Source organism: Nicoletella semolina, from assembly GCF_004345745.1.
GTDB lineage: Bacteria > Pseudomonadota > Gammaproteobacteria > Enterobacterales > Pasteurellaceae > Nicoletella > Nicoletella semolina.
The window spans coordinates 166,980-192,687 of sequence record NZ_SLXJ01000001.1 but is presented as its reverse complement, the minus strand read 5'-3'; the positions used below and the strand labels follow the sequence as shown (position 1 = coordinate 192,687).

General features: G+C 38.7%; 29 protein-coding genes and 1 tRNA gene. 8 read left to right on the top strand and 22 right to left on the bottom strand.

The features are described from left to right. Window positions 1-5: 5 nt before the first annotated feature. The gene (locus tag EV693_RS00915) at window positions 6-1,199 is read left to right on the top strand and encodes a BaiN/RdsA family NAD(P)/FAD-dependent oxidoreductase (RefSeq protein ID WP_132500518.1); all 1,194 of its coding nucleotides are present in this window, start codon (window positions 6-8) and stop codon (window positions 1,197-1,199) included. Between the two features lie 176 nt (window positions 1,200-1,375). Here EV693_RS00915 and EV693_RS00910 read toward each other — a convergent pair whose 3' ends face one another. The 13 genes from EV693_RS00910 to EV693_RS00850 form a co-directional block, all read right to left on the bottom strand. Beyond that, window positions 1,376-2,437 carry a YcjF family protein gene (locus EV693_RS00910; RefSeq protein WP_132500517.1) on the bottom strand — a complete coding sequence of 354 codons (1,062 nt, stop codon included), beginning with the start codon at window positions 2,435-2,437 and terminating at the stop codon, window positions 1,376-1,378. Between the two features lie 39 nt (window positions 2,438-2,476). Then, window positions 2,477-3,433 carry a tRNA dihydrouridine(16) synthase DusC gene (dusC, locus tag EV693_RS00905; RefSeq protein ID WP_279432606.1) on the bottom strand — a complete coding sequence of 319 codons (957 nt, stop codon included), beginning with the start codon at window positions 3,431-3,433 and terminating at the stop codon, window positions 2,477-2,479. Between the two features lie 62 nt (window positions 3,434-3,495). Next, window positions 3,496-4,368 carry a co-chaperone DjlA gene (gene djlA, locus EV693_RS00900; protein ID WP_132500516.1) on the bottom strand — a complete coding sequence of 291 codons (873 nt, stop codon included), beginning with the start codon at window positions 4,366-4,368 and terminating at the stop codon, window positions 3,496-3,498. Between the two features lie 140 nt (window positions 4,369-4,508). Further along, window positions 4,509-4,970 carry an OmpA family protein gene (locus EV693_RS00895; RefSeq protein WP_132500515.1) on the bottom strand — a complete coding sequence of 154 codons (462 nt, stop codon included), beginning with the start codon at window positions 4,968-4,970 and terminating at the stop codon, window positions 4,509-4,511. An 18-nt stretch (window positions 4,971-4,988) separates the two neighbouring features. Further along, window positions 4,989-6,263 carry a Tol-Pal system beta propeller repeat protein TolB gene (gene tolB, locus EV693_RS00890; protein ID WP_132500514.1) on the bottom strand — a complete coding sequence of 425 codons (1,275 nt, stop codon included), beginning with the start codon at window positions 6,261-6,263 and terminating at the stop codon, window positions 4,989-4,991. Between the two features lie 30 nt (window positions 6,264-6,293). Continuing rightward, a complete protein-coding gene (gene tolA / locus EV693_RS00885; protein ID WP_132500513.1) occupies window positions 6,294-7,481 on the bottom strand; it encodes a cell envelope integrity protein TolA in 1,188 nt (395 codons plus the stop codon). A gap of 30 nt (window positions 7,482-7,511) precedes the next feature. Further along, entirely contained in the window at window positions 7,512-7,952 is a 441-nt protein-coding gene (tolR, locus tag EV693_RS00880) for a colicin uptake protein TolR (protein ID WP_132500512.1), read from the bottom strand. Between the two features lie 116 nt (window positions 7,953-8,068). Continuing rightward, window positions 8,069-8,749, bottom strand: coding sequence for a protein TolQ (gene tolQ, locus EV693_RS00875; protein WP_132500511.1), 681 nt, complete (start codon window positions 8,747-8,749; stop codon window positions 8,069-8,071). A gap of 24 nt (window positions 8,750-8,773) precedes the next feature. After that, entirely contained in the window at window positions 8,774-9,169 is a 396-nt protein-coding gene (ybgC, locus tag EV693_RS00870; RefSeq protein ID WP_132500510.1) for a tol-pal system-associated acyl-CoA thioesterase, read from the bottom strand. 204 nt (window positions 9,170-9,373) lie between these two features. Then, entirely contained in the window at window positions 9,374-9,649 is a 276-nt protein-coding gene (locus tag EV693_RS00865) for a cyd operon YbgE family protein (protein WP_132500509.1), read from the bottom strand. Then, window positions 9,649-9,747 (bottom strand): cytochrome bd oxidase small subunit, CydX/CbdX family, encoded by a 99-nt coding sequence (locus tag EV693_RS00860; protein ID WP_132500508.1) that lies wholly within the window; start codon window positions 9,745-9,747, stop codon window positions 9,649-9,651. Before EV693_RS00860 ends, EV693_RS00865 begins: the two co-directional genes overlap by 1 nt. Before the next feature lie 14 nt (window positions 9,748-9,761). After that, the gene (gene cydB, locus EV693_RS00855; protein WP_132500507.1) at window positions 9,762-10,898 is read right to left on the bottom strand and encodes a cytochrome d ubiquinol oxidase subunit II; all 1,137 of its coding nucleotides are present in this window, start codon (window positions 10,896-10,898) and stop codon (window positions 9,762-9,764) included. A 9-nt stretch (window positions 10,899-10,907) separates the two neighbouring features. Beyond that, window positions 10,908-12,461, bottom strand: coding sequence for a cytochrome ubiquinol oxidase subunit I (locus EV693_RS00850; protein WP_132500506.1), 1,554 nt, complete (start codon window positions 12,459-12,461; stop codon window positions 10,908-10,910). 392 nt (window positions 12,462-12,853) lie between these two features. On the opposite strand from EV693_RS00850, the gene EV693_RS00845 reads away from it, so the two are divergent. Next, window positions 12,854-13,189, top strand: coding sequence for a DUF5339 domain-containing protein (locus EV693_RS00845; protein WP_132500505.1), 336 nt, complete (start codon window positions 12,854-12,856; stop codon window positions 13,187-13,189). A gap of 115 nt (window positions 13,190-13,304) precedes the next feature. Here the strand turns inward: EV693_RS00845 and EV693_RS00840 are convergent, their stop codons facing one another. The 7 genes from EV693_RS00840 to secM all read right to left on the bottom strand — a co-directional run bounded on the left by EV693_RS00840 (window position 13,305) and on the right by secM (window position 21,683). Next, on the bottom strand, window positions 13,305-14,555 hold the full coding sequence (locus EV693_RS00840) for a heme biosynthesis HemY N-terminal domain-containing protein (RefSeq protein WP_132500504.1): 1,251 nt from the start codon (window positions 14,553-14,555) through the stop codon (window positions 13,305-13,307). Window positions 14,556-14,568: 13 nt separating this feature from the next. After that, on the bottom strand, window positions 14,569-16,224 hold the full coding sequence (locus EV693_RS00835) for a uroporphyrinogen-III C-methyltransferase (protein WP_132500503.1): 1,656 nt from the start codon (window positions 16,222-16,224) through the stop codon (window positions 14,569-14,571). A gap of 61 nt (window positions 16,225-16,285) precedes the next feature. Then, window positions 16,286-17,044, bottom strand: a complete 759-nt coding sequence (locus EV693_RS00830; RefSeq protein ID WP_132500502.1) for a uroporphyrinogen-III synthase — start codon at window positions 17,042-17,044, stop codon at window positions 16,286-16,288. 3 nt (window positions 17,045-17,047) lie between these two features. Next, complete coding sequence (gene hemC, locus EV693_RS00825; RefSeq protein ID WP_132500501.1) at window positions 17,048-17,974, bottom strand: hydroxymethylbilane synthase; 927 nt, start codon at window positions 17,972-17,974, stop codon at window positions 17,048-17,050. A gap of 105 nt (window positions 17,975-18,079) precedes the next feature. Next, window positions 18,080-18,481, bottom strand: coding sequence for an 8-oxo-dGTP diphosphatase MutT (gene mutT / locus EV693_RS00820; protein ID WP_132500500.1), 402 nt, complete (start codon window positions 18,479-18,481; stop codon window positions 18,080-18,082). A gap of 40 nt (window positions 18,482-18,521) precedes the next feature. After that, window positions 18,522-21,224 (bottom strand): preprotein translocase subunit SecA, encoded by a 2,703-nt coding sequence (gene secA / locus EV693_RS00815; RefSeq protein ID WP_132500499.1) that lies wholly within the window; start codon window positions 21,222-21,224, stop codon window positions 18,522-18,524. 126 nt (window positions 21,225-21,350) lie between these two features. Continuing rightward, on the bottom strand, window positions 21,351-21,683 hold the full coding sequence (gene secM, locus EV693_RS00810) for a secA translation cis-regulator SecM (protein ID WP_132500498.1): 333 nt from the start codon (window positions 21,681-21,683) through the stop codon (window positions 21,351-21,353). 105 nt (window positions 21,684-21,788) lie between these two features. Here secM and EV693_RS00805 point away from each other — a divergent pair, with 105 nt between their 5' ends. Then, window positions 21,789-22,100: a DciA family protein gene (locus tag EV693_RS00805; RefSeq protein ID WP_132500497.1), complete on the top strand. Its 312-nt coding sequence runs from the start codon at window positions 21,789-21,791 to the stop codon at window positions 22,098-22,100. A 57-nt stretch (window positions 22,101-22,157) separates the two neighbouring features. Next, complete coding sequence (locus tag EV693_RS00800) at window positions 22,158-22,535, top strand: copper resistance protein NlpE (RefSeq protein WP_132500496.1); 378 nt, start codon at window positions 22,158-22,160, stop codon at window positions 22,533-22,535. 99 nt (window positions 22,536-22,634) lie between these two features. Here the strand turns inward: EV693_RS00800 and EV693_RS00795 are convergent. Both EV693_RS00795 and EV693_RS00790 read right to left on the bottom strand, forming a co-directional pair. After that, window positions 22,635-22,724 (bottom strand) — tRNA-Ser (locus EV693_RS00795). Window positions 22,725-22,852: 128 nt separating this feature from the next. Beyond that, the gene (locus EV693_RS00790) at window positions 22,853-23,164 is read right to left on the bottom strand and encodes a BolA family protein (protein ID WP_132500495.1); all 312 of its coding nucleotides are present in this window, start codon (window positions 23,162-23,164) and stop codon (window positions 22,853-22,855) included. 93 nt (window positions 23,165-23,257) lie between these two features. Here EV693_RS00790 and EV693_RS00785 point away from each other — a divergent pair, with 93 nt between their 5' ends. The 4 genes from EV693_RS00785 to ruvX all read left to right on the top strand — a co-directional run bounded on the left by EV693_RS00785 (window position 23,258) and on the right by ruvX (window position 25,643). Further along, window positions 23,258-23,845, top strand: a complete 588-nt coding sequence (locus tag EV693_RS00785) for a YajG family lipoprotein (protein WP_132500494.1) — start codon at window positions 23,258-23,260, stop codon at window positions 23,843-23,845. A 93-nt stretch (window positions 23,846-23,938) separates the two neighbouring features. Beyond that, window positions 23,939-24,676, top strand: coding sequence for a 16S rRNA (uracil(1498)-N(3))-methyltransferase (rsmE, locus tag EV693_RS00780; protein WP_132500493.1), 738 nt, complete (start codon window positions 23,939-23,941; stop codon window positions 24,674-24,676). Next, entirely contained in the window at window positions 24,673-25,230 is a 558-nt protein-coding gene (locus EV693_RS00775; RefSeq protein ID WP_132500492.1) for a YqgE/AlgH family protein, read from the top strand. The genes rsmE and EV693_RS00775 overlap by 4 nt, the downstream gene beginning before the upstream one ends. After that, complete coding sequence (gene ruvX / locus EV693_RS00770) at window positions 25,230-25,643, top strand: Holliday junction resolvase RuvX (protein WP_132500491.1); 414 nt, start codon at window positions 25,230-25,232, stop codon at window positions 25,641-25,643. The genes EV693_RS00775 and ruvX overlap by 1 nt, the downstream gene beginning before the upstream one ends. Window positions 25,644-25,708: the final 65 nt, after the last annotated feature.

Sequence of the window (25,708 nt, the reverse complement as noted above, 5' to 3'; positions counted from 1 at the left end):
AATATATGAAACAATATGATGTCATTATTATCGGAGCAGGGGCAGCGGGGCTGTTTTGTGCGGCACAGTTAGGGCAAGCAGGAAAATCGGTGTTGGTATTAGATAACGGTAAAAAGATTGGCAGAAAGATTTTGATGTCTGGCGGCGGATTTTGTAATTTCACCAATTTGGAGGTAACGCCTCATCATTATCTCAGTCAAAACCCCCATTTTGTGAAATCAGCATTGGCACGCTATACCCAATGGGATTTTATCTCGCTGGTTGCCAGCTACAATATCGCCTATCACGAAAAGGAACTGGGACAGCTTTTTTGTGATAATGGAGCAGAGGAGATCGTTAATCTACTACAGGCAGAGTGTGTCAAAGGGCAGGTTGATATTCTTTTACGACAAGCGGTGAGTTCTGTTGTAAAAATTGCAAATAATTTTCAGATTGAGACAGCTTCGAGTCGGTGGCAAGCGTCAAATTTGGTGATCGCCACAGGCGGATTATCAATGCCCGCTCTCGGTGCTTCTCCTTTTGGCTACAAAATTGCCGAGCAATTTGGCATTCCTATCATCTCCCCTCGTGCCAGCCTTGTACCTTTTACTTGGCGGGAAAGTGATAAGTTATTTTCTACTTTGTCAGGGATTGCGTTACCCGTTACGGTAAGCTGTGCAGCTAAAACTTTTAACAATCAAATGTTATTTACCCATCGAGGGTTATCAGGCCCTGCAATGTTGCAAATTTCCAATTATTGGGAAATGGGCGAAACCTTAAAAATTGATTTGCTGCCGAGTGAGTCCATTACGCAAATTTTGCAAGATTTACGTCAATCTTCGCCGAAATTGCAGCTAAAAACCGTATTATCACGTTATTTGCCAACTAAATTAGTGGAATTGTGGTTAGCACAAAAAATGCTACACGACAAAATGATTGCTCAGTTGAGTAAAGCTGATCTCAGCTTTTTGACGCATTTTATTCACGACTGGCAGTTTTTACCAAATGGTACGGAGGGATACCGTACTGCGGAGGTAACGAAGGGTGGCGTGGATACCGATTTTATTTCGTCTAAAACAATGCAGACCAAAGCAGTTGAAGGACTTTATTTCATTGGTGAGGTGTTAGATGTTACTGGTTGGCTAGGGGGCTATAATTTTCAGTGGGCGTGGTCGTCAGCTTTTGCTTGTGCTTCAAGTATTTTGAATAACAAGCGGTAACTTTCAAGTAAGACTTGATGAAATAATAATATTCCAGCACAAAATCAACAAGACGTTCTGAAAAAATGGTTATCCCTAGCAAAAAATAGCTCTGTTTATCAAATGGTTACATTTTATTTTAGGACGTTTTTTATATTGTTGCTACCCCTTTCTCAATATACAGCAGAAATTTTTTATCATCTCTCTTTTTCTACCGCTTTCTCGGTGTTTTTCCGAAACAGTCTCTCTTTCAGTACCCCCAACAGCTCTTGTCTTACAACAGATAATTTTGGACGTTCGTTCGCTTGGAAAGCAATCGGGCGACAAAATTCCATTGCCTTAATGCCTAGTCTCGCTGTCAGTAAGCCTACACCAATACCTTGTGCGGCTCTTGCTGAAAATCTCGCCGTTAAACTTTGGGAAAACACTTCTCCACCAATGTCAGTTGCCAATTCTGCCACGCCTGCAAATGCCATATTTTTTAACACCATTTTAAATAGTGCCAAACGACTAAAGTAACCTAGCTCCATTCCATAGGCTTGGGTAATTTGATTTACCAAACGAATATTACGCCAAGCGATAAATAACACATCAACCAAAGCTAGCGGACTAAGTGCGACAATGAGTGCATTTTCGGAAGCACTTTTACTAATCAGCTTTTTCATCTGCTTATCAATTGGCACCAGTACATTTTCGCTAAATAAATAGAGTACTTCCTGACTATTATATGCCTCATCAAGCTGTTCAAAAAAACGCTGCTTGCCTTGTTGGAGCAGAGGCTTTTTCACAAAAGCCGAACTTGTTGCATTCGAGAAGACTTTTTTGCAAAAATCGACAGCTTGTTCACCGCTTGCTTGCGAAATACCTTGTCGAAGCTGCTCACTGGTTTGTTGAAATTGACGATATTTACCTAACCAAACTAATTTACGCCACTCTCTGATTAGTGTACTGACCCCCACTAAACTTATCGCAAAAAATGCCAGTGAAAATACCAAATAAATCCATTCATTTGCACGCCAAGTCTCTATTATCCATTGCACAGATTGGGCGAATACAGCGACCACAAAAAGTCCGACTCCCGCAAGAAATAATCGAATCCAAAAACGAGAACGAGGCTCAACAGACAAGGCAATATCTTTTATCTCCTCTAGCTCCTTATTATCCTCAATAATTACATCTTCAGTGGAAAATTCTCGCTTCGCTTGATATGCTGGTAAGCTACTGGTGTCTTGCTGTTCACTAAAAATACGTTTTTCCATTTCTGTTCCTCACACTGATCTGATACTACGAGCTAGATACTAGCGGTTATTGAGTGCGACTTGTGCAACAATGTGCCTTTTTAATCCCTCGTAGCCGTGTTCAGCTTTTAAAAGCTCAAACAATTTTATTGCTTGAGGATATTCTTTATCCAAATACCGTAACCACTGTTTAATTCGAGCAATGTGGTAAAAACCTGTATCTTGCTGATTTTCTAAATGTACATATTGATAAAGCAGCCATAGCACCTCATTCCACGGCATTTTAGGTTGATTATACTTGATCACTTTACTTAAATTTGGCACATTCAATGCTCCACGCCCAATCATCACACGATGACAAGCGGTGATTTCCATACATTTTTTTGCACTTGCAAAATCCCAAATTTCGCCATTTGCGATAACAGGAATATCAAGCCTACGACTTATTTCACCAATCATTTGCCAATTAATCCGCTCTGCACGATAACCGTCCATTTTTGTTCTACCATGTACGGTGATTTCATTCGCTCCGCCTTGCTGCACAGCATCAGCAATATCAAAGGCATAATCGCTGGAATCCCAACCTAATCGCACTTTTACTGACACAATCTGATCAGACGGCACAGCTTGACGAATAGCCTGTGTCGCACGATAAATTAATTCAGGCTGCTTTAGTAAAGCAGCTCCACCGTGGCTACCATTAACTGTTTTCGAAGGACAGCCGCAGTTTAGATCAACGCCGTGTGAACCTAGCTCTACTGCCAATACTGCATTTTCTGCAAGCCATTCTGGGTGCTGTCCCAATAGTTGTACTCTAACAGGTGTGCCTGAAGCGGTAACCCCCCCATTCTGCAATTCAGGAGAAAGGCGATAAAACACCTTTTTCGGTAATTTTTGATCAACAACCCGAACAAACTCAGAAATGCAAAGATCATATTCATTGACGGCCGTGAGCAATTGGCGAACAAAAGGATCAAGCACTCCCTGCATTGGAGCAAGAATAACTCCCTGACACACAGATTGTTCAGAAGCTGCCTGTTTTGGTAAATTTTTCACATTTATTGACCGCTTATCGCTCGTTACCAGCCTTTTGATTTACAAACTAAATCGTAAGCCGCTTGGATTTGCTGTGCTTTTTCTTTTGCCACGTCCATCATTTCTGGTGGCAACCCCTTTGCAACAAGCTTATCAGGGTGATGCTCATTCATTAATTTACGATAAGCACGTTTAACCGTGTTTTGATCATCAGCTTCACTCACGCCTAACACGTTATAAGCGTCCGCCAAAGTAGGTCCACTTGATTGATGACTACCTGAATAACCTTGATATTGTTCCTGCTGATGGTATTGTTGATGATCGTGCTGATAACCATATCCTTGCTGGTAACGCCCAGAACGAAAACGCTGAGCCGCTGCTACCATAGCCAACATTTGCTGGAATTGGAAACGAGACATTCCTAAATGATCAGCGATAGTAAATAAAATCTGTTGTTCTTTCTCATCTAAATGACCATCTTGAAGTGCAGCAACCATCTGAACCTCAATAAAAAAACGTAATAAATCACCACGCTGCCCACACGCCTCGCGAAATTCTCGGATTACATGACCTAAAGGAAAATCACTTTCTTTACCTAAATTAAACGCCTGTTGAGCCTGTTTTTGATTTTCCTCATCTAATTTCAGATTTGCCATTATTTGACGAGCAAGCTCAATGTCGTGTTTAGTTACTCTACCTTTTGATTTTGCAATATGACCAAGCACAGCAAAAGTCGTCTGCATAAATAGAGATTGACGAGTCAGTGGCTTCTTAAAAACGCTTGAGCTAACCGATCCCAATTCATAAAGTTTCTTATCAGCCCAATGTCCTATCATTACACCTAAAACAGCTCCAAAAAAACCACCAAAAAATTTATATCCTAATATAAACCCTAAAATTTTCCCTATAAATTGCATATTTCTTCCTTATATTTACCGATAAACCAACACTATTTTAACGAAAAAACCAACAAAAAATTAAGCGATACAAATAAAAATAATCTCAGATAAAAATAAAGCCTCGATTTCTCGAGGCTTTATCACTCAATAACTAGAAACTAGTATTCTAAAACTGCACGACGGTTTTTCTGATAATCTGCTTCAGAATGCCCCAATACTGCAGGTTTTTCTTCACCGTAAGACACCGTAGATACTTGGTTTGCACCTTTAGATGCTAAGTAGCTTTGAACTGCATCGGCACGACGTTGACCTAATGCGATATTATACTCTGGCGTACCACGCTCATCAGCGTGTCCAGATACGGTTACTTTACCATTTACTGAAGTTAAGTAAGCTGCGTGGGCATCTAATAAAGTACGATTTTCACCTTCAACTACATAGCTATCAAAACCGAAGTACACGGTGTTGTAACGAGTTTGTAAATCTTGCACAGACATACCACCAAAAGTTTGACCTGCATTTAGATTTGCATTTGCACTTGCGTTATCATTCGAGCTGCTACATGCTGCTAAAATAAAAGCGGGTGCCGCAATCATTAATACTTTAGCTAGTTTTTTCATTTTTTTCTCCAAAAAGAATTATTGTTTAGTCAGATACGGTGACCAAGCAGGAAATTTATATTGTCCCCCCGCTCCCGGCAGGTTAGCTTTAAAACGGCCATCTGCGGACACCAATTGTAGCACTTTGCTCACACCTTTGGTAGAGCTATAAATAACCATAGTGCCATTTGGTGAAATACTTGGACTTTCGTCTAAAAACGTAGAACTTAACACCTCTGTGCTACCCGAAACGAGATCTCGTTTTACAATTTTATCACCAGCAACCATAATTAAATTCTTTCCATCTGAAGATATCTTACCGCTACCGTTACCCCCAACTAGGTTCACACTACCGCCTGATATATTCATCTGATACACTTGTGGACTACCCGCACGATCTGAGGTAAATAATATCATATTGCCATCAGGAGACCAGCTCGGCTCGGTATTATTTCCAGAACCACTCGTTAGTTGCACTAAATTACCGCCATTCACTCCAACTAGATAAATATTTAACACACCCTCTTTACTTGAAGCAAAAGCGATGCGTGAGCCATCTGGAGAAAATGCAGGGGCACCATTATGTCCTTTTAAAGCAGCAATGACTTTACGTTTACCAGAGCTTAATTCATGAATCACAATTTGAGCTTTTTTATTCTCAAAAGTAACATAAGCTAAACGTGAACCATCTGGCGACCACTCTGGCGACATCAATGGCTCTTTACTTTTCACAACCGTGAAAACATTAAAACCGTCATAATCTGCAACTTTTAACTCATAAGCAGATACCCCTCTCTGTACTACATAAGCAATTTTCGTTCTAAATGCCCCTCGAATATCCGTTAATTTTTCAAAAATCTGATCGCTTACAGTATGAGCTCCCAAACGAATCTTGCTTGCAGGCACATTAAACGCTCCTTGTAAAATCACATTACCAGCCACGCCCGATGCACCAATCACATCAACTAACTGATAAGCGATATGATAACCGTTATTAATTGTATTTACTTGCCCAACAACGACCGCTTGCACGCCTAACACTGACCACTGATCAGGTATAATTTCCGCAGCTGAAACAGGGTGAGATGGCATATTATTCGGATTAATCGGTGCAAACTTACCACTATTTCGTAAATCGTCAGACACAATTTTTGCCACATCTTCAGGGACAACACCAACTGTTTTAAATGGCACAACCGCAATCGGTTGAGCAAGGCTTAGTCCACTACTATCTACGACAATCTCAAATTCCGTATTGGCACTTGCAATATGACAACTAAAGAAAAAACCTATCAATATTAAAATTTTTTTCATTTTTTTCCCCTATAATCCTCTATCCGAATTTTATTGTCGCCTAAATGAAGCATCAAAAGTAATAATGGATACTTTTACTTGTTCATAAACATTATCAGCTGGCTTAGGTAATTTAGGGGTCTGAGCAATAGCCCCCATTGCAACTGCACATACATCAACATCACCTGACACCTTATCATACTTTAACACATTGCCATCGGGTGCAATATTTACTCGAATTTTACAATGTTTTGTACCTAAATTTTGGTAGTTAAATTTCGGTCTTAGTACAGCACGCACTTGACTAGCATAAATATTTGCGTTTCCCTGTCCTGCTCCAATCCCTTTTGTGCCACCACTTCCTTGAGAACCAGCCACTTTTTGATTACCACCTCGACTTGTACCGCCTCCTACATCGCCGATTTCTTGGAATTGACGCAAGGCTTCAGCCCTTTCTCTTGCAGTAGCCTCTTTCGCAGCAGCTTCTGCCGCCTTGGCTTTTGCTGCTTTTTCAGCCTTCTCCTTTGCTGTTCTTTCGGCTTTCGCCCTCGCTTCTTGATCAGCTTTTTCTTTTATTTCTCTTTCAGCTTTTTCCTTCGCCTCTTTCTCAGCTTGTAGCTTCGCTAATTTTTCCTGTTCTAGCTGGATTTCTTGTGCCAATTTTTTTTCTTGCTCAGCTTCTTTTTTGGCAGCTTCAACCTTTTTAGCCTCCGCTTGTGCTTTTAAGCGGGCAGTTTCTTCCAATTTTTTACGATCTGCTTCTTCTTGTTTTTTACGTTCTACTTCTTGCTGCTTTTTTAATTTTTCCTGTTTAGCAATTTCTTGTAACCTTAATTCTTCTTTTTTACGCTCTTGCTCTTGACGCTGCTTTTGCAATGCTTTCTGCTGTTCTGCTTTTTCTTGTTCTGATTTTTGCTGTTGCTCTATTTTTTGTTTTACCAAAAGTGTTTTTTCTACCGTTTCCTTTGACACCTTCTGTTCCTCATTCTCTGTTTCTTGCTCTTGAGAAATCGGTTTGATCGAACCTTGTTTTTGCTCACGCAGACGACCATATTCTGCTGCAACCTGTCTAGTATCAACCATTACAGCCTCAAATTGCTCAAGCTCTCCTCCGCTACCGCCAGCTGACAAGTGTGAAGAAGGCAAAAGGGAACCGACCAGCAGCAAACCAATTAACAAACTGTGTAAAATAACAGAAATAATCAGTGCTTTCGTTAACCCTGTACGATTATGTTTCACTATATATCCTGACCTATTCAATATTTTGATTTATCTACTTTCCGTCATTAATCCTGCATTTTGAATGCCTGCATTTTTCAATAACACAATCCCTTTGATCACTTCTTCATAAGGCACACTCGCCTCGCCAGCGACTAAAAACAAAGTGCTATTATCTTTTTGAAGAGCATCACCAGCATAAGCAACAACTTCCTCACCACTAAGATTCTCTACCCCTGTTCTGCCTTGCATATAACTTCCATCAATTTTCAATTTATAAAGATCTACACCTGAAACTTCTAAAATAACAGGCTTTTTATCTTCATTAGAAACTGATTGGCTATGGCTATCCTTTGGTAAATTCACTTCAACACTTTGACTAATAATTGGAGCAGTTGCCATAAAAATGAGTAATAATACTAATAACACATCTAAAAATGGTACAACATTAATCTCCGATTTCACCTCACGATGACGGCGACGGTAACGCATATTTACTCTATCCTTTCTTATTCTACACGATTTACGCTTTCTCTCATTTTATTAACGCTTGCCTAACAAAAACAAGCGGTTAATTCAAATAAAAATTCTGCAATTTATAAATAATACTATTTTTTGCTAAATACTTGACGATGCAAAATCGTGGTAAATTCATCAATAAAATTGATATAATTTTGCTCTAATTTACTCACCTGTAAATTCAAACGATTATAAGCAATCACGGCAGGAATAGCAGCAAATAACCCTATCGCAGTCGCAATTAGTGCCTCCGCAATACCTGGTGCAACAGATTGTAGTGTGGCCTGTTTTACTGCACTTAATCCCATAAACGAGTGCATAATCCCCCATACAGTACCAAATAAACCAATATAAGGACTGATCGATCCCACCGTTCCTAAAAATGGGATATGATTCTCAATGTTTTCCATCTCACGATTTAGTGCAAGATTCATAGCACGGCTAGATCCTTGAATAATCGAATCTGGCAAATCGGAATTTGCCTGACTTAAACGATTAAACTCTTTGAAACCGATATAGAAAATCTGCTCTGCCCCATTTAATCCTTCACGACGATGTTCTAATCCTTCGTGCAAACGATGAAGATCTTCACCAGACCAAAAACGGTCTTCAAACGCTAGCGATTCTTTCTTGGCATTCGCTAATAAACGACTACGCTGAATAATCACCGCCCAAGAAACTAAAGAAAATATAATCAAGGTTAAAATAACAAGTTTCACGACAATACTTGCTTCAAGAAATAATGAAACTAAGTTAAACTCTGTTGGCATTATTAAACTCCGAGGTTGTTAATTCTAGTTAATGCACTGCTGCAACCGCATAGAAATAGCTTTAGGCACCGCAATGGGCTTCATTTTGGCTAAATCAACACTTGCAACACGAATAGTCGCTTCGCTCAAACATTCTGTTTGACGAAATAAACGCTGAATGAAGACAATACTAGCCCCTTTTATCTGACTAATAGTCGTTTCAACGTGCAGTAAATCATCTAATTTTGCTGCAATTTTATAGTCAATTTCCATCTTTTTTACGACAAAAGCAATATTCTCTGCCAACAATAATTGTTGAGAAAACCCAAGCTGGCGTAAAAATTCTGTCCTCGCACGCTCAAAAAAGTGCAAATAACGAGCGTGATAAACTACGCCACCTGCATCGGTATCTTCATAATAGACTCGAACTAAATACGTCATTCTACTTTTATTAACTCCCTAACTATGTAGCCATTGCTCTCATAATGAAACGTTTTTTATAGCAATACATTATTCATAAAAAAGAAAAAAGCCTAGAACCTAGGCGAAAATTGCTCGGCATTTTAGAGAGAGTCGATTTATTATGCAAGTCTTTTCCAGCGTTTATATGTAAAGATAAGAAAAGACTTGAAATTGACAAATTACTTAGATTAAAACGATGTAAATAAATGCAGGAATAACAATAAGATAACCTACAAGTGGTAAAAAAACTAGTCGCCAAAATGACAATCTTATCTCAAACCCAATTCCGTGAATCCACAAAATGACAGTACCATAAAAAACAACTAAAGAAAATATGCCAAATTTAGAAGCAAACAACATTGATTTGCAAAAAATAACAATAAATAGACCGCTTGCAAGTAGAAAAGAAAGGGCTTTTAACAAGCCCTTTTGAGTAAGATTATAAATCAACGTGATCATTATTCGTCAAATTTACCCGTTTTCTCAAGACTAACAGTAATAACTGTCGCAAATAAGATTGCAAGGAAAATTCCTAATACCCAAGTTACATATAGCATTTTTATTCTCCTTCTTAGTAAGCACTTGCCTTATTGTTTTCAATAAATTTTGCATCAATACGACCGTACATTTTGATATATGACCAAATTGTATAACTCAAAACAAGTGGGACAAAAATACAGGCAACAACAAACATTATCATTAATGTTTTATGGCTTGCAGTCGAATCCCAAGCAGTTAAACTCATTTCTGGGTGAGAAATAGATGGCATCACGAATGGGAACATTGATACGCCAGCAGTTAAAATAATACCAACTAGCATAATTGATGAACCAAAAAATGCCCAGCCAGAACGACCTGCTTTAGAACTTGCAATAGTAACTAATGCCCCTAAAACAGCTAAAGCAGGAATAACCCAAAGCACTGGCATTTCAAAGAAATTTTTAAACCAAGCACTACTTTCTAATGCTACAGTTTTATCTTTCAATAAAGACAGTGCCTTATGATCTAACTCACTTGTGATAACAAAGCCATTTTTGAAATATAGCCATATCCCAGCAATAACAAAGGTTACAAGCGTAACAGAAGCGGTGATTTGAGCGATATTTTCTGCACGAGAACGTAATTCCGATGTCGTCTTCATTTGTAACCAAGTCGCACCTTGTGTAGTGAGCATCATCAAACTAATCACCCCACACAATAGTGCATACGGATTCAATAAACCAAAGAATGACCCCGTATATTGCACTTGATTAAGGTTATTAAATTCAAACGGTACACCTTGTAATAAATTACCAAATGCCACGCCGAAGATCAAAGATGGCACAAAACCACCAATAAATAATCCCCAATCCCATGCACTACGCCATTTTGGATCATCAATTTTTGCACGATATTCAAAACCAACAGGACGAAAGAATAATGCTGCAAGCACTAAAATCATCGCAAGGAAGAAACCTGAAAATGAGGTTGCATAAACAGTCGGCCACGCAGCAAAAATTGCCCCACCTCCTGTTAATAACCACACTTGGTTTCCGTCCCAATGTGGCGCAATGGTATTGATCATTACACGGCGTTCAACATTACTTTTACCAATAACAGGTAATAATGTGAGTACCCCCATATCAAAACCATCGGTGATCGCAAATCCAATCAGCAATACCCCAATTAAAATCCACCAAATAAAGCGGAGAACTTCATAATCTAACATTTTTAACTCCTAATTATTTTGCAGACGTTCAAAATAGTAGCGACCTGTTTTTAATGCACTTGGTCCTAGACGACCATATTTAAACATTAAGTACATTTCTACCACAAGGAATAACGTATAAAGTCCGCACAGCAAACCAATGGCAATCCAAAGATCGGTTGTTGTCAATGCTGAATTAGAAACACCCGTCGGCAACACTTCATAAATTGCCCAAGGCTGACGACCATATTCAGCCAAGAACCAACCAGATTCAATAGCAATCCAAGGAAGTGGAATTCCCCACAACATAGCTTTCAAATATAGGCGGTTTTTACCTACGGTACCACGCAGATTTTGTATAAAACCAAATCCAATTAAAAGTAACATTAATCCGCCTGAAATCATCATACTACGGAACGCCCAGAAAGTCGGTCCAACATTTGGAATAGTATCATCGGCAGCTTGCTGGATTTGTGCTTCTGTTGCATCAACCACATTGTCAGTATAGGCCTTTAATAATAAACCAAAACCAAGATCTTTTTGGACAGCCTCAAATGCCACTTTATCTTCAGCTGTGTAGTCTCCTGAACGAAGTTTTTCTAATAAGGCGTAAGCCACGATACCATTACGAACACGTTGCTCATTTATAACACGAATATCTTTCAAACCTTTAATTTCGGTATCAAAAGAACGAGTTGCAATGATCCCTGCCATATAAGGGATATGAATAGAAGACTCATTTCTCATTTCTTTGGTATTTGGAATTACAAAAGCATTCCAAGCAGCTGGAGCTGGCTGCGTCTCAAACTCACCTTCCATTGCTGCTAACTTCGTTGGCTGAGCTTTACCAATTTCATAGCCTGACTCATCACCCATAATTAACACAGAGATGATCGCCATTAAACCAAAACTTGCCCCAACAGAGAAAGAACGCTTAGCAAAACCTAAGTCTCTGCCTTTTAAAAGGTAATATGCACTGATTCCCAATACAAATACCGCTCCACAGGTATAACCTGCTGTAACAGTATGCACAAATTTAGACTGTGTAACTGGATTGAAGACAAGCTCTGAGAAACTACTCATTTCCATACGCATCGTTTCAAAATTAAACTCTGAACCAACAGGATTTTGCATCCAACCGTTGGCAACTAAAATCCATAGTGCAGATAAGTTTGAACCAAATGCAACAGCATAAGTCGCAATTAAATGCTTACCTTTTGATAAACGATCCCAACCAAAAAAGAATAAACCAATAAAAGTTGATTCTAAGAAAAACGCCATTAGCCCTTCAATTGCCAGCGGTGCACCAAAAATATCTCCCACATAGTGAGAATAATAAGACCAGTTTGTCCCGAACTGAAATTCCATTGTAATACCAGTTGTTACCCCTAGAGCGAAGTTTATCCCAAACAATTTACCCCAGAACTTAGTCATATCTTTATAAACTTCTTTGCCAGTTGTTACATATAGGGTTTCCATCACCACAAGTACGAAGGAAAGACCTAATGTAAGAGGAACAAACAAGAAGTGGTAGAGTGCCGTTAAAGCAAATTGTAAACGTGAGAGTTCAACAACATCTAACATCTTAAACCTCTTTAGTTATATAACTAGAAATATTTGATTACATATTATGCAACCACCCCTTTGAATTTGACCTTATAATCCACTTCCTACTTTTTATTGAAATCCGAAAGAAAAATATACTTGGTCTTGCTTTACTATTTTACTCTCAATCTTCTCTTTAAAAAATAGCAAAAACTGACATTCATCAACTTTCTAGGCAAAAGTTCCTCTAAAAATAGCATAAATTGATCTTATCATTGATATAAATCAATTAATAAAAACGAGTAAATCACCATTAATTTTCTACAGATCACAGATTTTTACCTCAAACCATAAAAAATCCAGATTGACCATGACTTTATTCAATAATTTTAGTACAATGTCTGTCCTATCAGGCTTTACGGTAAATAATAATGAAAAAAAATAACGTATTAAATTTGCTGATCACGACAGGATTAGCCTTGTTTATTGCGAGTTTTGCTAGTGCGTCTACCAGTTCATCTCTACCCAGCAAAGTCTCTAAACAGCCAGCAAATAAATTTACTCATCAATGTCTGTTGATGTTTAAAGAAGCTGAGAAGTTAATTAGAGATGCAGAAAAACAACCTGGGACTCACCCTAAAGTCAAAAATATGAAAAATAAACTCCTTGAATCAAAGCAAAAAATTGCAAAAATGGATTCTACATTACAAGAAAAAAGTTGTAATAAAGGCTTAATTGCATTAAATAATCTAAGACAAAAATACTAAAACCAGTCAAACTAGAACATATAAATTTATAAAAAACGCCAAATATAATTAATATTTGGCGTTTTGCACTTCTTTATACTAATCTCACCGCTAACACAGAGAGATAGTAAAAACTTTAGATATTATTTCTACTTTCAGCAACAGGTAAAGCTAACACTTCATCTTCATTCATATTAATGTCTTTTAGATTTTCCTGTTTCAGGCGATCTACCAATACTATATCGCCTGTTTTTTCTGCCATATAAAGTGCCATAATACGATCATTAGAAACACACTCTTGGTGATCTAGCAACTGCACAAAGTAAGGTTTTGCCTGCTCAAATAAACCTGCTCTTGTGAAAAGATAGCCCAATACTCGAGCATAGTCATCAGAGTAGAGATTTTCCGCTTTTTGTGCACGTTTTTGAAGCATTTGTACTAGTTTACCTTCTGGTTCAGCCTGAAGATCGACTAATACACCAAAAAGATCTGCTAATTGATCATCATTAAATTTTTTCACTGTCTCTAATGCAATCTTCTCTGCTGACAGGTGATCCCCACTTTCAATAAGACGTTTAACTAGACCAGCTCTAACATAAACAGAACGACGGCGACGACTTGGTTGATGCTCCCACCAACGAAGTAACCCCTCCTGCCCTTCTTCGTTCATTACTTCATCTAATAGACCATCTTCAACTTGCTGCATCAATGATTCATATTCTGTCGCTGAAAGGAAGCTAACTTGCTTCGCATTTTCCAGCACGTTATCAAGAGCTTTATAAGCACCTGAACGTTGATAAATTTCAATACCTAAACGCAACGCTTCTATATTATTTGGTGCAAGTTCTAATAAACTATCCACAGAACTACGTGCAGCGGGCAGTTTATTCTGTTGTAATAATACTTGAGTTCTTGCAATTTCGACAGCAATATTATTTGGACCTGCTATTTTCGCCGCTTCAAGTAAATAGTGATTTGCATTTAAATCATCACCTCGTTGCTGAGCAGCCTCTGCGGCCTTAATAAAATTTAAAATCGGCTCATCAGCGTGTTTAGCATTTTTACTAATCAATTTTTCAGCTTTGGAGTAATCCCCTTCGGTCATTTTCATCAGACCTTCAAGTGTTTGCTGCTGAGCTTTTTTACGTTTACGCTTCCCAACCCACTGGTATGCACCACGACTTAAGCGGAACAAACGAGAAAATAGCCATTCAAGCAGATAAACTACTGCCAATGCAGCAACAAAAAAGAAAACTAATACAACCAAGCTCATTTCTATAACTTTTGTGTCTGTCTCAATACGCACATAGCCTTGGTTACCTGCGATATTCGGCCCTAAAATTAGACCAACTAACGCTAAGATCATTAAAAAAAGAACACGAAACATAATCTTTTAGCTCCTATTCTGTTTTAGCTGGCTGGGACTTTGACTCTGCTTCACTCCCCATTAATGCTGGCTCTGTGGCAGAGGTTGTAGAATCCTCTGGAGAATTTACCTCCAACACTTTTGAACTATTTACTTCCTCGCTATTAACCTTAACCTCCACTTCTTTACTCATTCCAGCCTGTTTTGGCTCTGCTTCAACATCTACTTTTGTTCCAGTTTTTACTTCTGGTTCAGTCATAACATCTGCTTTTTTCTGAAAAACTTTCTCATCGAGTTTTAAATGTTCCAAGGATTTATTGCTTTCTAGCTGAATTTTTTCAACCTCTATTAAAGGCTTATTCTGTATCTCTGCTAATACCGCTAAACTTTGTAATTGATTTGGTGCGTCAATATAAATTGACTGCTCCAAAAGTGAATCTAGTTCAGCAATAAAAGATTTTACATTCTCATTTTGAGTATCAAAATAACTTCTTACCCAAGCACTCACTGCCTCAAGTGATCCTTTATACAGATCATTTTGCTGGCGACTAATTGTTAAAATTGCAATTTGTAAGCGTAAGCGAATATTCTCACGCAGATAAATTTCTTGATTTGGTGCGATAAATACCTTATCTGTCAGATTATTTTTATCACTTATTCGAATGAAACTATTCAAGAAAGAGTTCGCACTTTTTGTAATATTTTTCTCCCAATCCGCAATTGATCCACTTAACTCCGACTCTAGATCATCCATATTGTCTGTACTATCCATCAACGGCATATCATCAACTGCATTTGCTAATTGTGATAACCGCTGCATTAGGTCATTTTGATCAACCTCATTTAAATGGGTAAGCGTATGAAGATCCGCTTTTATTGCATCTCGCACCTTAACAATCTCCACATCTCCAACTTGATTTAACACGTTGTCCGCTTCAATCAATAAACTTTTCGCCGTCTCTGTATCGCTATCTAAGACTAATTTTCGCAATGCATTCTTGAGCAAAAATTCCGAATCTAACAATAACCACTGGCTTGACTCATTCGAAAGTTTACCTGCTAATTTTTTTACTTGCGAATGTAGCTGCTGAATTTGTTCTTGATAGTCTTGCTGCTGTTTCTCAAGCTGTTCAACACGCTTTACAGCGACTTGATAAGCTTTATCCAAATTGTCTAACAACGCTTTTTCTTTATCAAAATTTGGCAGATCAATCTCAGGCTTTAATACTCCCCCTTGCTCTACATCGCTTGACAAACGAGCAATCTCTTTTTCAACCTGTTCAAATTTTTTATTTACTAAAAAATGCCCAGCACCGCCACCAGCAAATGCCACTAATAGTGCCAAGATTGCAATTGCTTTACCGCCCGATTTTTGTTTTTCAAGAGGAGTCTCCGCTTTTTCTGTAACGACTTCTAGATTACTTTCCACTGAGTTCGCCTCGTGTTTTATATTGGAAAATTGAGAATTTTCTTCTGATTTAGCTGTATTGATTAAGATCCTATCCGCTGAATTCGATTCTACAAAATTTTCAGAAGCACTTACCGATTGTTCTGTTTTTTCTATCTGTTCAGCTTGCATTGCTGTTTCTGAGACTAGCTTATTATTGAGAGCTTGTTCTGTTTGCAAAACATGCTTTTCAAGCTTTGTCTGCTTGGTATGATCTTTATTGCTTTGCTTTCCTTTGGTCATTGGGGTTCCTCCTAATCTGCTCGTAAGCTTATTTGCTCTCTTAGCTGTCTCTGATTACCTATTATTGACTACTTATTTTTAATATGGTTTCCAATAAGGCTGTATTGGTTGCTTTCGGTGAAAGTATTATTTTTTCTTTATGCCACCCAAGTTGTTCGGCATAGTTTGCAATGCGTTCACTCACCACGATCAGTTTACACGAAAATAGCCATTCTTGCTCTGAAACTTGGGTATTTTCTAGTAAAATTGATAAAATTTCATTACTACTTACAATAATCGCATTAATACCTACTCGCTTCGCTAGGTTCAATTTTTCGCCTAGCTGGTTCACATTACTTATCCTTTGATAGCACTCTAATGTTTGTATTTCTGCCCCTCGGGAAAGTACCGATTTAGCAAAAAAATCTCGCCCTGTTTCAGCTCGTAATATCAATACTTTTTTACCGCATAAATCCTGCAACATAGCTAAAGCTAGTAGCCCTTCACTGTCCTCTGAAACAATTGGGTAATGCGTCGCTTGTCCACTTTTTAGTGAAAAATAACTTGCTGTTTTCTGCCCAACGGCTAAATAAATCAAATCATCTCGCCAGCCAAAACCTGTTTCTCTTAGTGCCTCCGAAGAAAAATCTACCGCATTTTTTGAGACAGCAAAAACATAATCTCCACTCTTCAATTCCGCTAGCATAGGGATTAGACGTGCTAATTCTCTGCCTGCTACGATGGTAAAAAGAGGTTGGTGAATAGCCAATATTTGTTGTTGTGCTAGCATCTTAACCAGCTCTGCCCCCCTCTCATCAGGGCGAGTAACTAAAATATTCATTCTCTATTCTGAGTAAATCGCTTGCAAAATTTTATCTGCGCCTTGGGATAAAAGTTGTTCGGCTATTTTTATCCCTAATTGTTCTGCTTGAGCAACAGATGCCACACCACTAGCTCGGATAATGGCAGATCCATCAAGTTCTCCAACCAATGCTCTTAAGTAAATATGACCATTATCTAATGTGGCAAAACCACCAATTGGCACTTGACAGCCCCCCTGTAAACGGGTATTCATTGCACGCTCTGCGATTACACAGCTTGCAGTATTAGCGTGATTTAATGCATTCACATATTTCAATACTCGCTCATCATTTAAACGAGTTTCAATACCCACAGCCCCTTGCCCTGCTGCTGGTAATAATTTCTCAGTCGCAATAAACTCACGAATACGTTCTTGTAATCCTAACCGAATAAGTCCAGCAGAAGCTAAAATAATTGCGTCATACTCACCATTATCAAGTTTATTTAAACGTGTACCTACATTACCTCGCAAGGATTCAATCCGTAAATGAGGGTAATTTGCCATAATCTGACATTGGCGGCGTAAGCTTGATGTTCCAACAATCGCCCCCTCAGGAAGTTCATCTAACGTAGCATAGCGATTGGATACAAACGCATCTCGAGGATCTTCTCGCTGACAAATTACCGCTAATGTCAATCCCTCTGGTAACACCATCGGCACATCTTTCATTGAATGCACAGCTAGATCCGCTTTATTGTCAAATAAGGCTTGTTCTAACTCCTTTACAAATAACCCTTTGCCACCAATTTTTGCTAAAGGTGTATCTAAAATCACATCGCCCTTTGTAACTATCGGCACTAATTCAACAGAAATATGAGGAAAACGTCCCTCTAATTCTGCTTTAACAAAACTGGCCTGCCACAGTGCTAATGGGCTTCGGCGTGTGGCAATGCGTAAAATTTCTTTCATAATTAACCGCTTGTCTGCTTTTTTATTTCGCTATGTTATTCGTTTTATAAATCTACTTGATCCTATTACTATTTAGCGATACGACCAAAAAATGATGTGCTTAAATTATTCAAGCTCCATTTTTAGCTTACGAATCAACTCCAAATTGGCTGGAGGGAATTTACCCTCTTCAAGTTCCGATTGCTCTATCCAAAATCCCTCTTGTCCCTCTCGCCCAAAGGGTTCGCCAACCCATTCTTCCACTAGATAAAAGAAAAATTCAATGGTTCTATTCGGATATTCAAACGAGAAATGTTCATAAGGAAAAGCACTCAAAATATGAATACCAATTTCTTCTTCTAATTCTCGTGCTAACGCCTCTTCAGGTGTTTCTCCTACATCAACTTTTCCTCCAGGGAATTCCAATGATTGTGCAAAATCCTGCCCTTCAAGACGTTGAGTTAGATAAATCTGTCGAAATTCATTGCGAATAATCGCTGCTGCAACTTGAATCCTCGGTTTAACCATCATAAATTCCTAATAACAAAGACAAGCAATATTTGTGAAATTAAGCATATTTTGCTTTATTACCGTGGCAATGCTTATATTTTTTCCCTGAACCGCACGGGCAAGATTCATTACGTCCAATATTTAAATTAACAAAGTCTTGCTCATTTCGATCATTCGTTTCACCTTCCGTTGATTGATAGTGAGCGGCTTCTTGACTGGCTTGTTGCTGCTGTTCACGTCTTGCTTGCTCAACTTCTTCTGGGCTGCGAATTTGCACACGGCTTAATATGCTAATCACATTAGATTTCAATGTTTCTAACATATAAGTAAACATTGCAAATGATTCTTTCTTATATTCTTGTTTTGGATCTTTTTGAGCATAGCCTCGTAGATGAATGCCTTTGCGTAAATAATCCATTGAAGAAAGATGCTCTTTCCAAAGTTCATCAAGATTTTGCAACATTACGCCTTTCTCAAAACTTCGCATTATTTCTACACCGACACTCGCCTCTTTCGCTTGATATTGCTCAACGGCAATGCCAATAATACGCTCACGCAATTTATCTTCATCAAGATCCTTCTCTTCATCAAGCCATTTTGCAATCGGAAGATCTAAATCAAATTCTTGTTTTAAATGCAATGTCAGCCCTTCAACGTCCCACATCTCTTCAATTGATTGCGGTGGGATATGCTGGTCAATCGTTGCATTCATTACGTCTTGACGAATAGTGCTGATCATTGCTGAAATATCATCGGTATCCAGCAAATAATTGCGTTGTTCATAAATCGCTTTACGCTGCTCATTTGCCACATCATCATACTGTAGCAATTGCTTACGCCCATCGAAATTATAAGCCTCAACCTTAGCTTGTGCAGAAGCAATCACTTTAGTCAGCAGCTTAGATTCCATTGCCTCGCCTTCCTCTGTAAAGGCTTTACGCATCATATTTAACTTGCCTTCATTCAGATAAATTCGCATTAAGGCATCATCAAGTGATAAATAGAAACGAGACGAGCCAGGATCGCCTTGACGACCAGAACGCCCTCGTAATTGGTTATCAATGCGGCGTGATTCGTGGCGTTCAGTACCAATAATATGTAAACCACCTGCCTGCATCACAATTTCGTGGCGTGCTTTCCAAGCAGACTTAATTTGTTCAATTTGTTCTTGGGTTGGATTATCTAATTTCGCAATTTCCGCTTTCCAGTTGCCACCCAACACAATATCCGTACCTCGCCCTGCCATATTGGTCGCAATCGTAACAGCTGCTGGATAACCTGCATCAGCAACAATTTCCGCTTCTTGTGCGTGGAATTTCGCATTGAGCACCTTATGTTTAATGCCTGCTTGTTGCAACGCTTTTGACAGCACTTCGGATTTCTCAATTGAAATTGTACCGACTAAAACAGGCTGGTTGCGAGCAATACAGTCTTGAATATCTTTAATCACCGCTTGATATTTTTCAGGCTCACTTTTAAACATCAAATCCGTTTTATCATCACGAATCATTGGTCGGTTAGTTGGAATAACAACGGTATCTAACCCATAAATTTGTTGAAATTCAAAAGCCTCGGTATCCGCCGTTCCTGTCATACCTGCTAATTTCTCATATAAACGGAAATAGTTTTGGTAAGTAATGGAGGCTACGGTTTGGTTTTCACCTTGAATATTTACCCCTTCTTTGGCTTCAATCGCTTGATGTAAACCATCAGACCAGCGTCTTCCAGCCATTGTTCGCCCTGTATGCTCATCAATAATTACGATTTCGCCGTCTTTGACAATATAATCCACGTTCACTTCAAATAATTTATGGGCTCTGAGTGCCGCATAAACGTGGTGCAATAAATTAATTCTCGCAGGTGAGTAAAGACTTTCGCCTTCTTGCATTAATCCCATTTCTGTCAAAATTTGCTCAACCTTCACTTGACCACGCTCAGTCAAATGAGCCTGCTTACTTTTAAGGTCAAGCGTAAAATCGCCCTCACCAATATACTCTTCTGTGTCCTCTTTATCTTGTACAATTAGATGTGGAATAACTTTATCAATGGCTTGATAGATTTGTGTTACATCTTCTGCAGGTCCTGAAATAATCAGAGGCGTCCGTGCTTCATCAATTAAAATGGAATCGACTTCATCAATCAATGCATAATAAAGTGGACGCTGGAATCGTTCTTCCTTGCTATGAGCCAAATTATCACGCAAATAATCAAAACCAAGCTCACTGTTTGTTGCATAAGTAATATCCGCTGCATAAGCGACCTGTTTTTCTTCTGAAGATAACCCTGGGATATTCACCGCAACCGTCATACCTAAAAATTCAAACAATGGGCGATTGGTTTGTGCATCACGACGAGCCAAATAATCATTTACCGTAACAACGTGTACCCCTTTACCCATTAACGCATTTAAGTAGCAAGAAAGCGTCGCAGTTAAAGTTTTCCCCTCGCCCGTACGCATTTCAGCAATGTTCCGCTCTGTTAGAACCATTCCACCAATAAGTTGCACATCAAAATGACGCATACCTAGCACTCGCTTACTTGCTTCACGCACCGTTGCAAAGGCTTCGTGCAACAAACTATCTAGCGTCTCCCCATTTGCTATTCGCTGCTTAAACTCGACCGTTTTTGCTTTAAGCTGTTCATCGCTTAGCTGCTCAAATTCGGCTTCTAATTTATTAATTTGAGCAACACGCTTATTTAAGCGGCGTAAAGTCCGATCGTTGCTGCTACCGAAAATGGCTGTAATAATTTTTGTTAACATCTTGTTTCTTCCAATAATAAATTCAATAAAACAGAACATTCCTTATGGAAATTAAAAGGACTGTTCCCAAATTGTGCCTTGATAAATATCTCAATGACGCCCAATAAATTTAAATGATATCGTGTGCTAAACAGGTCCTGCTCGAATAGGCGGATTAACGAAATACAAGCGGTTAGTCACTGCAAAAAAATTGCAAAAAATACCCATTTGTTGAGGCAAAATAACTTGAAAAGAGAGGGTAAATTGGAGAAAAACAGATTGGCTACATTCTGTTTTTTGCACCGTTGAAAATTCGTTAAATGCAGATAAAATCCGCTGATTCGCCACTGTTTTACTGTCTCGATCTTGAACCGCTGCACTTGAGGCAGAAAAAATTGGAGACATAGCGAACACTGCCACAATACTAAGAACAAATTGCGACAAAAATGCAGACTTATGTAGCGAACGGAGTAAAATCATAGGCTATTTCAATAAAAAATTGTGCCGATTATACGACAATTTTGTAGAATAGGGCAGTCTATTGAGGCAACTGTTGTAAAAAACAAGCTAAAAAGGAAAATAAAGATGAAAAAGCAGGCAATTAAAAATATCTCTGAGGTACTACAGCAGTCTGCATTTGCACATATTGTTGAACGCAATAACCAGTTACAGACAATCAATTTTACCCTTAAGCCATTACTTCCAAAGACCTATCAACAATTTTATCGCATTATCAACGCCAATGATGATACACTCACAATAGAAGTGCCGAATGCAACTGTGAGACAAGGGTTATGGTTAGAACAGCATCAATTGTTACGGCTTATTCAACAAACATTACCCCAAATTCAAACATTACGTTTTGTCATTAACCCTGACTTTAAACCTATTTACTAACTTAAATTCCAAAATCTGACTAAAAAGTAGATTTTATAAACCAAAGAGGCTATGAAAATGAAAAAATTTGCACTACTTACTGGCATTACCTTAATCACAGGGTGTGCTACTATAATGCCTTCGAAAACGATTTCGGGCGTATATCAAGGTTTTTTACCTTGTGCAGATTGTGAGCATATCCAAGCAGAACTCGTCTTAAATAAAGACAATTCTTATCAATACAACACGGTCTATTTCCTTAAAAATAACAAAAAACAGTCTTTTAGTGAACAAGGCATATTTTATCGAGATAGCGAGAAAAATAACGTTATCCGTTTAAAAGAGACAGATAACACAGCGCTTATTGTTACGGAGGATTATTTGGAATTTGCGGATCAAAACGGCAACAAAATAGATAATACCAATAATTACAAACTGCACAAACGAGCAAAATAGTCGATAAAAAAATCCCCAAATAGCGATATGTGGGGATATATTCATTTGGAATTATTTGAGCTTGAGCTGTGAAACTTATTAGCTACCCATAATAAAAACTGGCGGTGAGAGAGGGATTCGAACCCTCGATACAGTTTCCCGTATACACGCTTTCCAGGCGTGCTCCTTCAACCACTCGGACATCTCACCGAAACTAGACCTGCCCTTAGACCATAATTGATTTTCAACTACAGCTAGTAAGTGGGGCGTGATTCTACTGATTTTTGCTAAACCAATCAAGATATTTATGCCGACTTATCCTAATTATTTAACGTTGGCTACTTACCGTGTCCCAAACAATTAGGCGATGGTGGCACAGTTTCATTACATTCTTGCCATTCTGCTGGCGTGTAAATATGCAATGCAAGGGCGTGAACACCGTTAGCTAGCTCATCAGCTAAACATTGATAAATAGCACGATGTCGAGCAACCAACCGACTTTCTTCAAAAAAAGCAGAAACCAGCGTAACCTTAAAATGTGATTCGCTCCCTCTGCCTGAGCTATGTTTATGGCTTTCATTTTCAATCTCTAGCCATTCAGGGGTAAATTGTTGAGTTAATTTATCTGTTATTGTTTGCTCAATAGACATTTTTTTATTTCTCCATTTGGAAATTTTGTAAGAATAAGACTATACTTAATTGGAACTGTACTTGATTAATCCCCTATTTTACAAGGAGCATCTATGAAAAAAATAAAAAAAATCACCCTACTTGCCTTATTTTTAAGTACTGCTTTCATTGCAGGCTGCCAAGCTCCGTCAAATACTTTAACCTTTAGCACGCCATCACCCACTGCTGTATTTAACACTCAAAACCAAAGTGCTTATGTCAATGTCGTTACACAGGATTTAAGAAGCACTAATGAAATTGCAAACTATGTGCGAAATGGCGAAACTCACCGCCTCACATCAACACCAGAAGTCGCACAGTTGTTCCAGCAAGCAATGTTACAAAACCTAAATAGTAAAGGATTTAGCCTTATACAAGGGGCTGCTAATGCCCACGTTACGTTAAAAATCAAACGATTTTTTGCCGATGTAAATCAAGGCAATCTACGTTATAAAATCAATGCGAATGTAGAACTTGAAATTGCGGTACAGGGCAAAGGCGGATACTTCAATAAAAACTTTGCGACAGAACGCAGTTACGAAGGGGCATTTAATGCGAGCAATCAAGAAATTCAAAAAGTCTTGGAGCAAGCTTACACAGACGCAATTAAAAGCATCTATAACGATAATGAAATTGCGCAAGCCATTCACCAATTCAAATAGTAGAAATAACCAAACGAGCGGTGAGATTAGTGAAAATTTTTGCAAAAAAACACGTTTATCTGACCGCTTGATTTATCAACATCATCATAGATTATGCGAATACCTAGAATTTATCACCCTGAACGCCTTGAGGGAAAGTCTCATTGTATTTTAAGCGAAGACGCCGCCAACCACGTTGGTCGAGTGCTTAGAATGTCCGTAGGGGCTGATCTCATTTTATTTGATGGATCAAACCATATTTTTCACGCAACCATTTCTCGCCTTGAAAAAAAACAGATTGAAGCAACTATTCATCACACTGAACTTGATGATCGAGAATCCCCCCTACCTATCCATTTGGGGCAAGTGATTTCTCGTGGTGATCGTATGGAATTTACTATTCAAAAATCGGTTGAACTGGGTGTCAATACAATTACACCACTTTGGTCTGAACGCTGCGGTGTCAAACTTGATGGCGAACGTCAAGATAAAAAGCTACAGCAGTGGCAGAAAATTGCAATTGCAGCGTGTGAACAATGCGGACGCAATACCATTGCGACTATTCGCCCAATAATGAAATTAAGCGATTGGTGTAACGAGCAAGATTCAATGCTGAAATTAAATTTACACCCACAAGCCAAATACACGCTAAAATCACTTCCCGATGTTCCTAAAGAAGGCGTGCGTTTACTGATTGGATCAGAGGGGGGCTTATCACCTGAAGAAATAGCAATGACAGAACAGGCAGGCTTTACTGAAATTTTATTGGGTAAGCGTATTTTGCGTACTGAAACCGCTGCCCTCGCCACAATAACCGCCTTACAAACACTTTATGGAGATCTGAGCTTATGATGGATTTAGTGGGGAAATTACTCGTTGCCACACCTGAAATCAACGATGATTACTTCGATCGTGCGGTCATTTATATTTGTGAACATACTGAACAAGGCACCATGGGATTAATGCTTAATTCTCCAACAGATCTTTCTGTAATGGAATTACTCGCCAAAATGGATTTTTTAATGGCAAATTCACGCAATTATATTGAGGATCAGCTCGTGTTAAGTGGCGGTCCTGTCAATCAAGATCGAGGATTTATCTTACACACCTCTACAACAACCCCTTTAGCACACAGCTATCCGACAGAAAATAACCTTTGGCTAACTACTTCAGGCGATATTCTAGAAACCTTAGGTCGATCAGATAGCCCCAAACATTTTGTGGTCTGCCTAGGCTGTTGTACTTGGCGACCTCAACAACTAGAACAAGAAATTGGGCAAAATGATTGGCTAGTTGTCCCTTACGATTTACAAACTATATTTGAAACAGGCTACCTCGATCGCTGGGTAAAGGCGAATGAATTATTAGGTATTGAGGGCGTGTTGGCTAAAGCTGGGAGAGCCTAATGACACAAACCGTTATTGCTTTTGATTTTGGCACGAATAGCATCGGCTGTGCAGTTGGGCAAAGTATTACAGGCACCGCTCAAGGGCTACCTGCATTCAAAGCACAAGATGGTATTCCGAATTGGGAAGCCATTGCCAAGACGTTGAATGAATGGAAACCTAACCTTTTAGTCGTTGGACTTCCACTCAATATGGACGGTACAGAGCAACCACTGACACAAAGAGTCAAAAAGTTTGCTAATCGCTTAAATGGGCGGTTTAATTTGCCCGTTATATTGCAAGATGAACGTCTAACAACAGTAGAAGCTCGTGCTGAAATTTTCTCACGAGGCGGATATAAAGCACTCAAAAAAGATAAAATTGACTCAATTTCAGCCTGTTTAATTTTAGAAAGCTGGTTTGAAAATCAATAATATGGGTAATAAATAACAAGCAAGTGTTATAAAAGAACAAATGGAATCTTGGTTGATAATAAGAT

Excerpts from the sequence above, each read along its gene's own strand:
- rsmE (WP_132500493.1), top strand. The coding sequence starts at position 23,939 with ATGCGAATACCTAGAATTTATCACCCTGAACGCCTTGAGGGAAAGTCT.
- secM (WP_132500498.1), bottom strand. The coding sequence starts at position 21,683 with ATGATTTTACTCCGTTCGCTACATAAGTCTGCATTTTTGTCGCAATTT.
- EV693_RS00840 (WP_132500504.1), bottom strand. The coding sequence starts at position 14,555 with ATGTTTCGTGTTCTTTTTTTAATGATCTTAGCGTTAGTTGGTCTAATT.
- EV693_RS00895 (WP_132500515.1), bottom strand. The coding sequence starts at position 4,970 with ATGAAAAAACTAGCTAAAGTATTAATGATTGCGGCACCCGCTTTTATT.
- ruvX (WP_132500491.1), top strand. The coding sequence starts at position 25,230 with ATGACACAAACCGTTATTGCTTTTGATTTTGGCACGAATAGCATCGGC.
- tolB (WP_132500514.1), bottom strand. The coding sequence starts at position 6,263 with ATGAAAAAAATTTTAATATTGATAGGTTTTTTCTTTAGTTGTCATATT.
- EV693_RS00835 (WP_132500503.1), bottom strand. The coding sequence starts at position 16,224 with ATGACCAAAGGAAAGCAAAGCAATAAAGATCATACCAAGCAGACAAAG.
- EV693_RS00910 (WP_132500517.1), bottom strand. The coding sequence starts at position 2,437 with ATGGAAAAACGTATTTTTAGTGAACAGCAAGACACCAGTAGCTTACCA.
- ybgC (WP_132500510.1), bottom strand. The coding sequence starts at position 9,169 with ATGACGTATTTAGTTCGAGTCTATTATGAAGATACCGATGCAGGTGGC.
- EV693_RS00830 (WP_132500502.1), bottom strand. The coding sequence starts at position 17,044 with ATGAATATTTTAGTTACTCGCCCTGATGAGAGGGGGGCAGAGCTGGTT.
- EV693_RS00845 (WP_132500505.1), top strand. The coding sequence starts at position 12,854 with ATGAAAAAAAATAACGTATTAAATTTGCTGATCACGACAGGATTAGCC.
- EV693_RS00850 (WP_132500506.1), bottom strand. The coding sequence starts at position 12,461 with ATGTTAGATGTTGTTGAACTCTCACGTTTACAATTTGCTTTAACGGCA.
- EV693_RS00790 (WP_132500495.1), bottom strand. The coding sequence starts at position 23,164 with ATGTCTATTGAGCAAACAATAACAGATAAATTAACTCAACAATTTACC.
- EV693_RS00860 (WP_132500508.1), bottom strand. The coding sequence starts at position 9,747 with ATGCTATATGTAACTTGGGTATTAGGAATTTTCCTTGCAATCTTATTT.
- EV693_RS00785 (WP_132500494.1), top strand. The coding sequence starts at position 23,258 with ATGAAAAAAATAAAAAAAATCACCCTACTTGCCTTATTTTTAAGTACT.
- EV693_RS00800 (WP_132500496.1), top strand. The coding sequence starts at position 22,158 with ATGAAAAAATTTGCACTACTTACTGGCATTACCTTAATCACAGGGTGT.
- hemC (WP_132500501.1), bottom strand. The coding sequence starts at position 17,974 with ATGAAAGAAATTTTACGCATTGCCACACGCCGAAGCCCATTAGCACTG.
- tolQ (WP_132500511.1), bottom strand. The coding sequence starts at position 8,749 with ATGCCAACAGAGTTTAACTTAGTTTCATTATTTCTTGAAGCAAGTATT.
- cydB (WP_132500507.1), bottom strand. The coding sequence starts at position 10,898 with ATGTTAGATTATGAAGTTCTCCGCTTTATTTGGTGGATTTTAATTGGG.
- EV693_RS00865 (WP_132500509.1), bottom strand. The coding sequence starts at position 9,649 with ATGATCACGTTGATTTATAATCTTACTCAAAAGGGCTTGTTAAAAGCC.
- EV693_RS00915 (WP_132500518.1), top strand. The coding sequence starts at position 6 with ATGAAACAATATGATGTCATTATTATCGGAGCAGGGGCAGCGGGGCTG.
- mutT (WP_132500500.1), bottom strand. The coding sequence starts at position 18,481 with ATGGTTAAACCGAGGATTCAAGTTGCAGCAGCGATTATTCGCAATGAA.
- tolR (WP_132500512.1), bottom strand. The coding sequence starts at position 7,952 with ATGCGTTACCGTCGCCGTCATCGTGAGGTGAAATCGGAGATTAATGTT.
- secA (WP_132500499.1), bottom strand. The coding sequence starts at position 21,224 with ATGTTAACAAAAATTATTACAGCCATTTTCGGTAGCAGCAACGATCGG.
- EV693_RS00805 (WP_132500497.1), top strand. The coding sequence starts at position 21,789 with ATGAAAAAGCAGGCAATTAAAAATATCTCTGAGGTACTACAGCAGTCT.
- EV693_RS00775 (WP_132500492.1), top strand. The coding sequence starts at position 24,673 with ATGATGGATTTAGTGGGGAAATTACTCGTTGCCACACCTGAAATCAAC.
- djlA (WP_132500516.1), bottom strand. The coding sequence starts at position 4,368 with ATGCAATTTATAGGGAAAATTTTAGGGTTTATATTAGGATATAAATTT.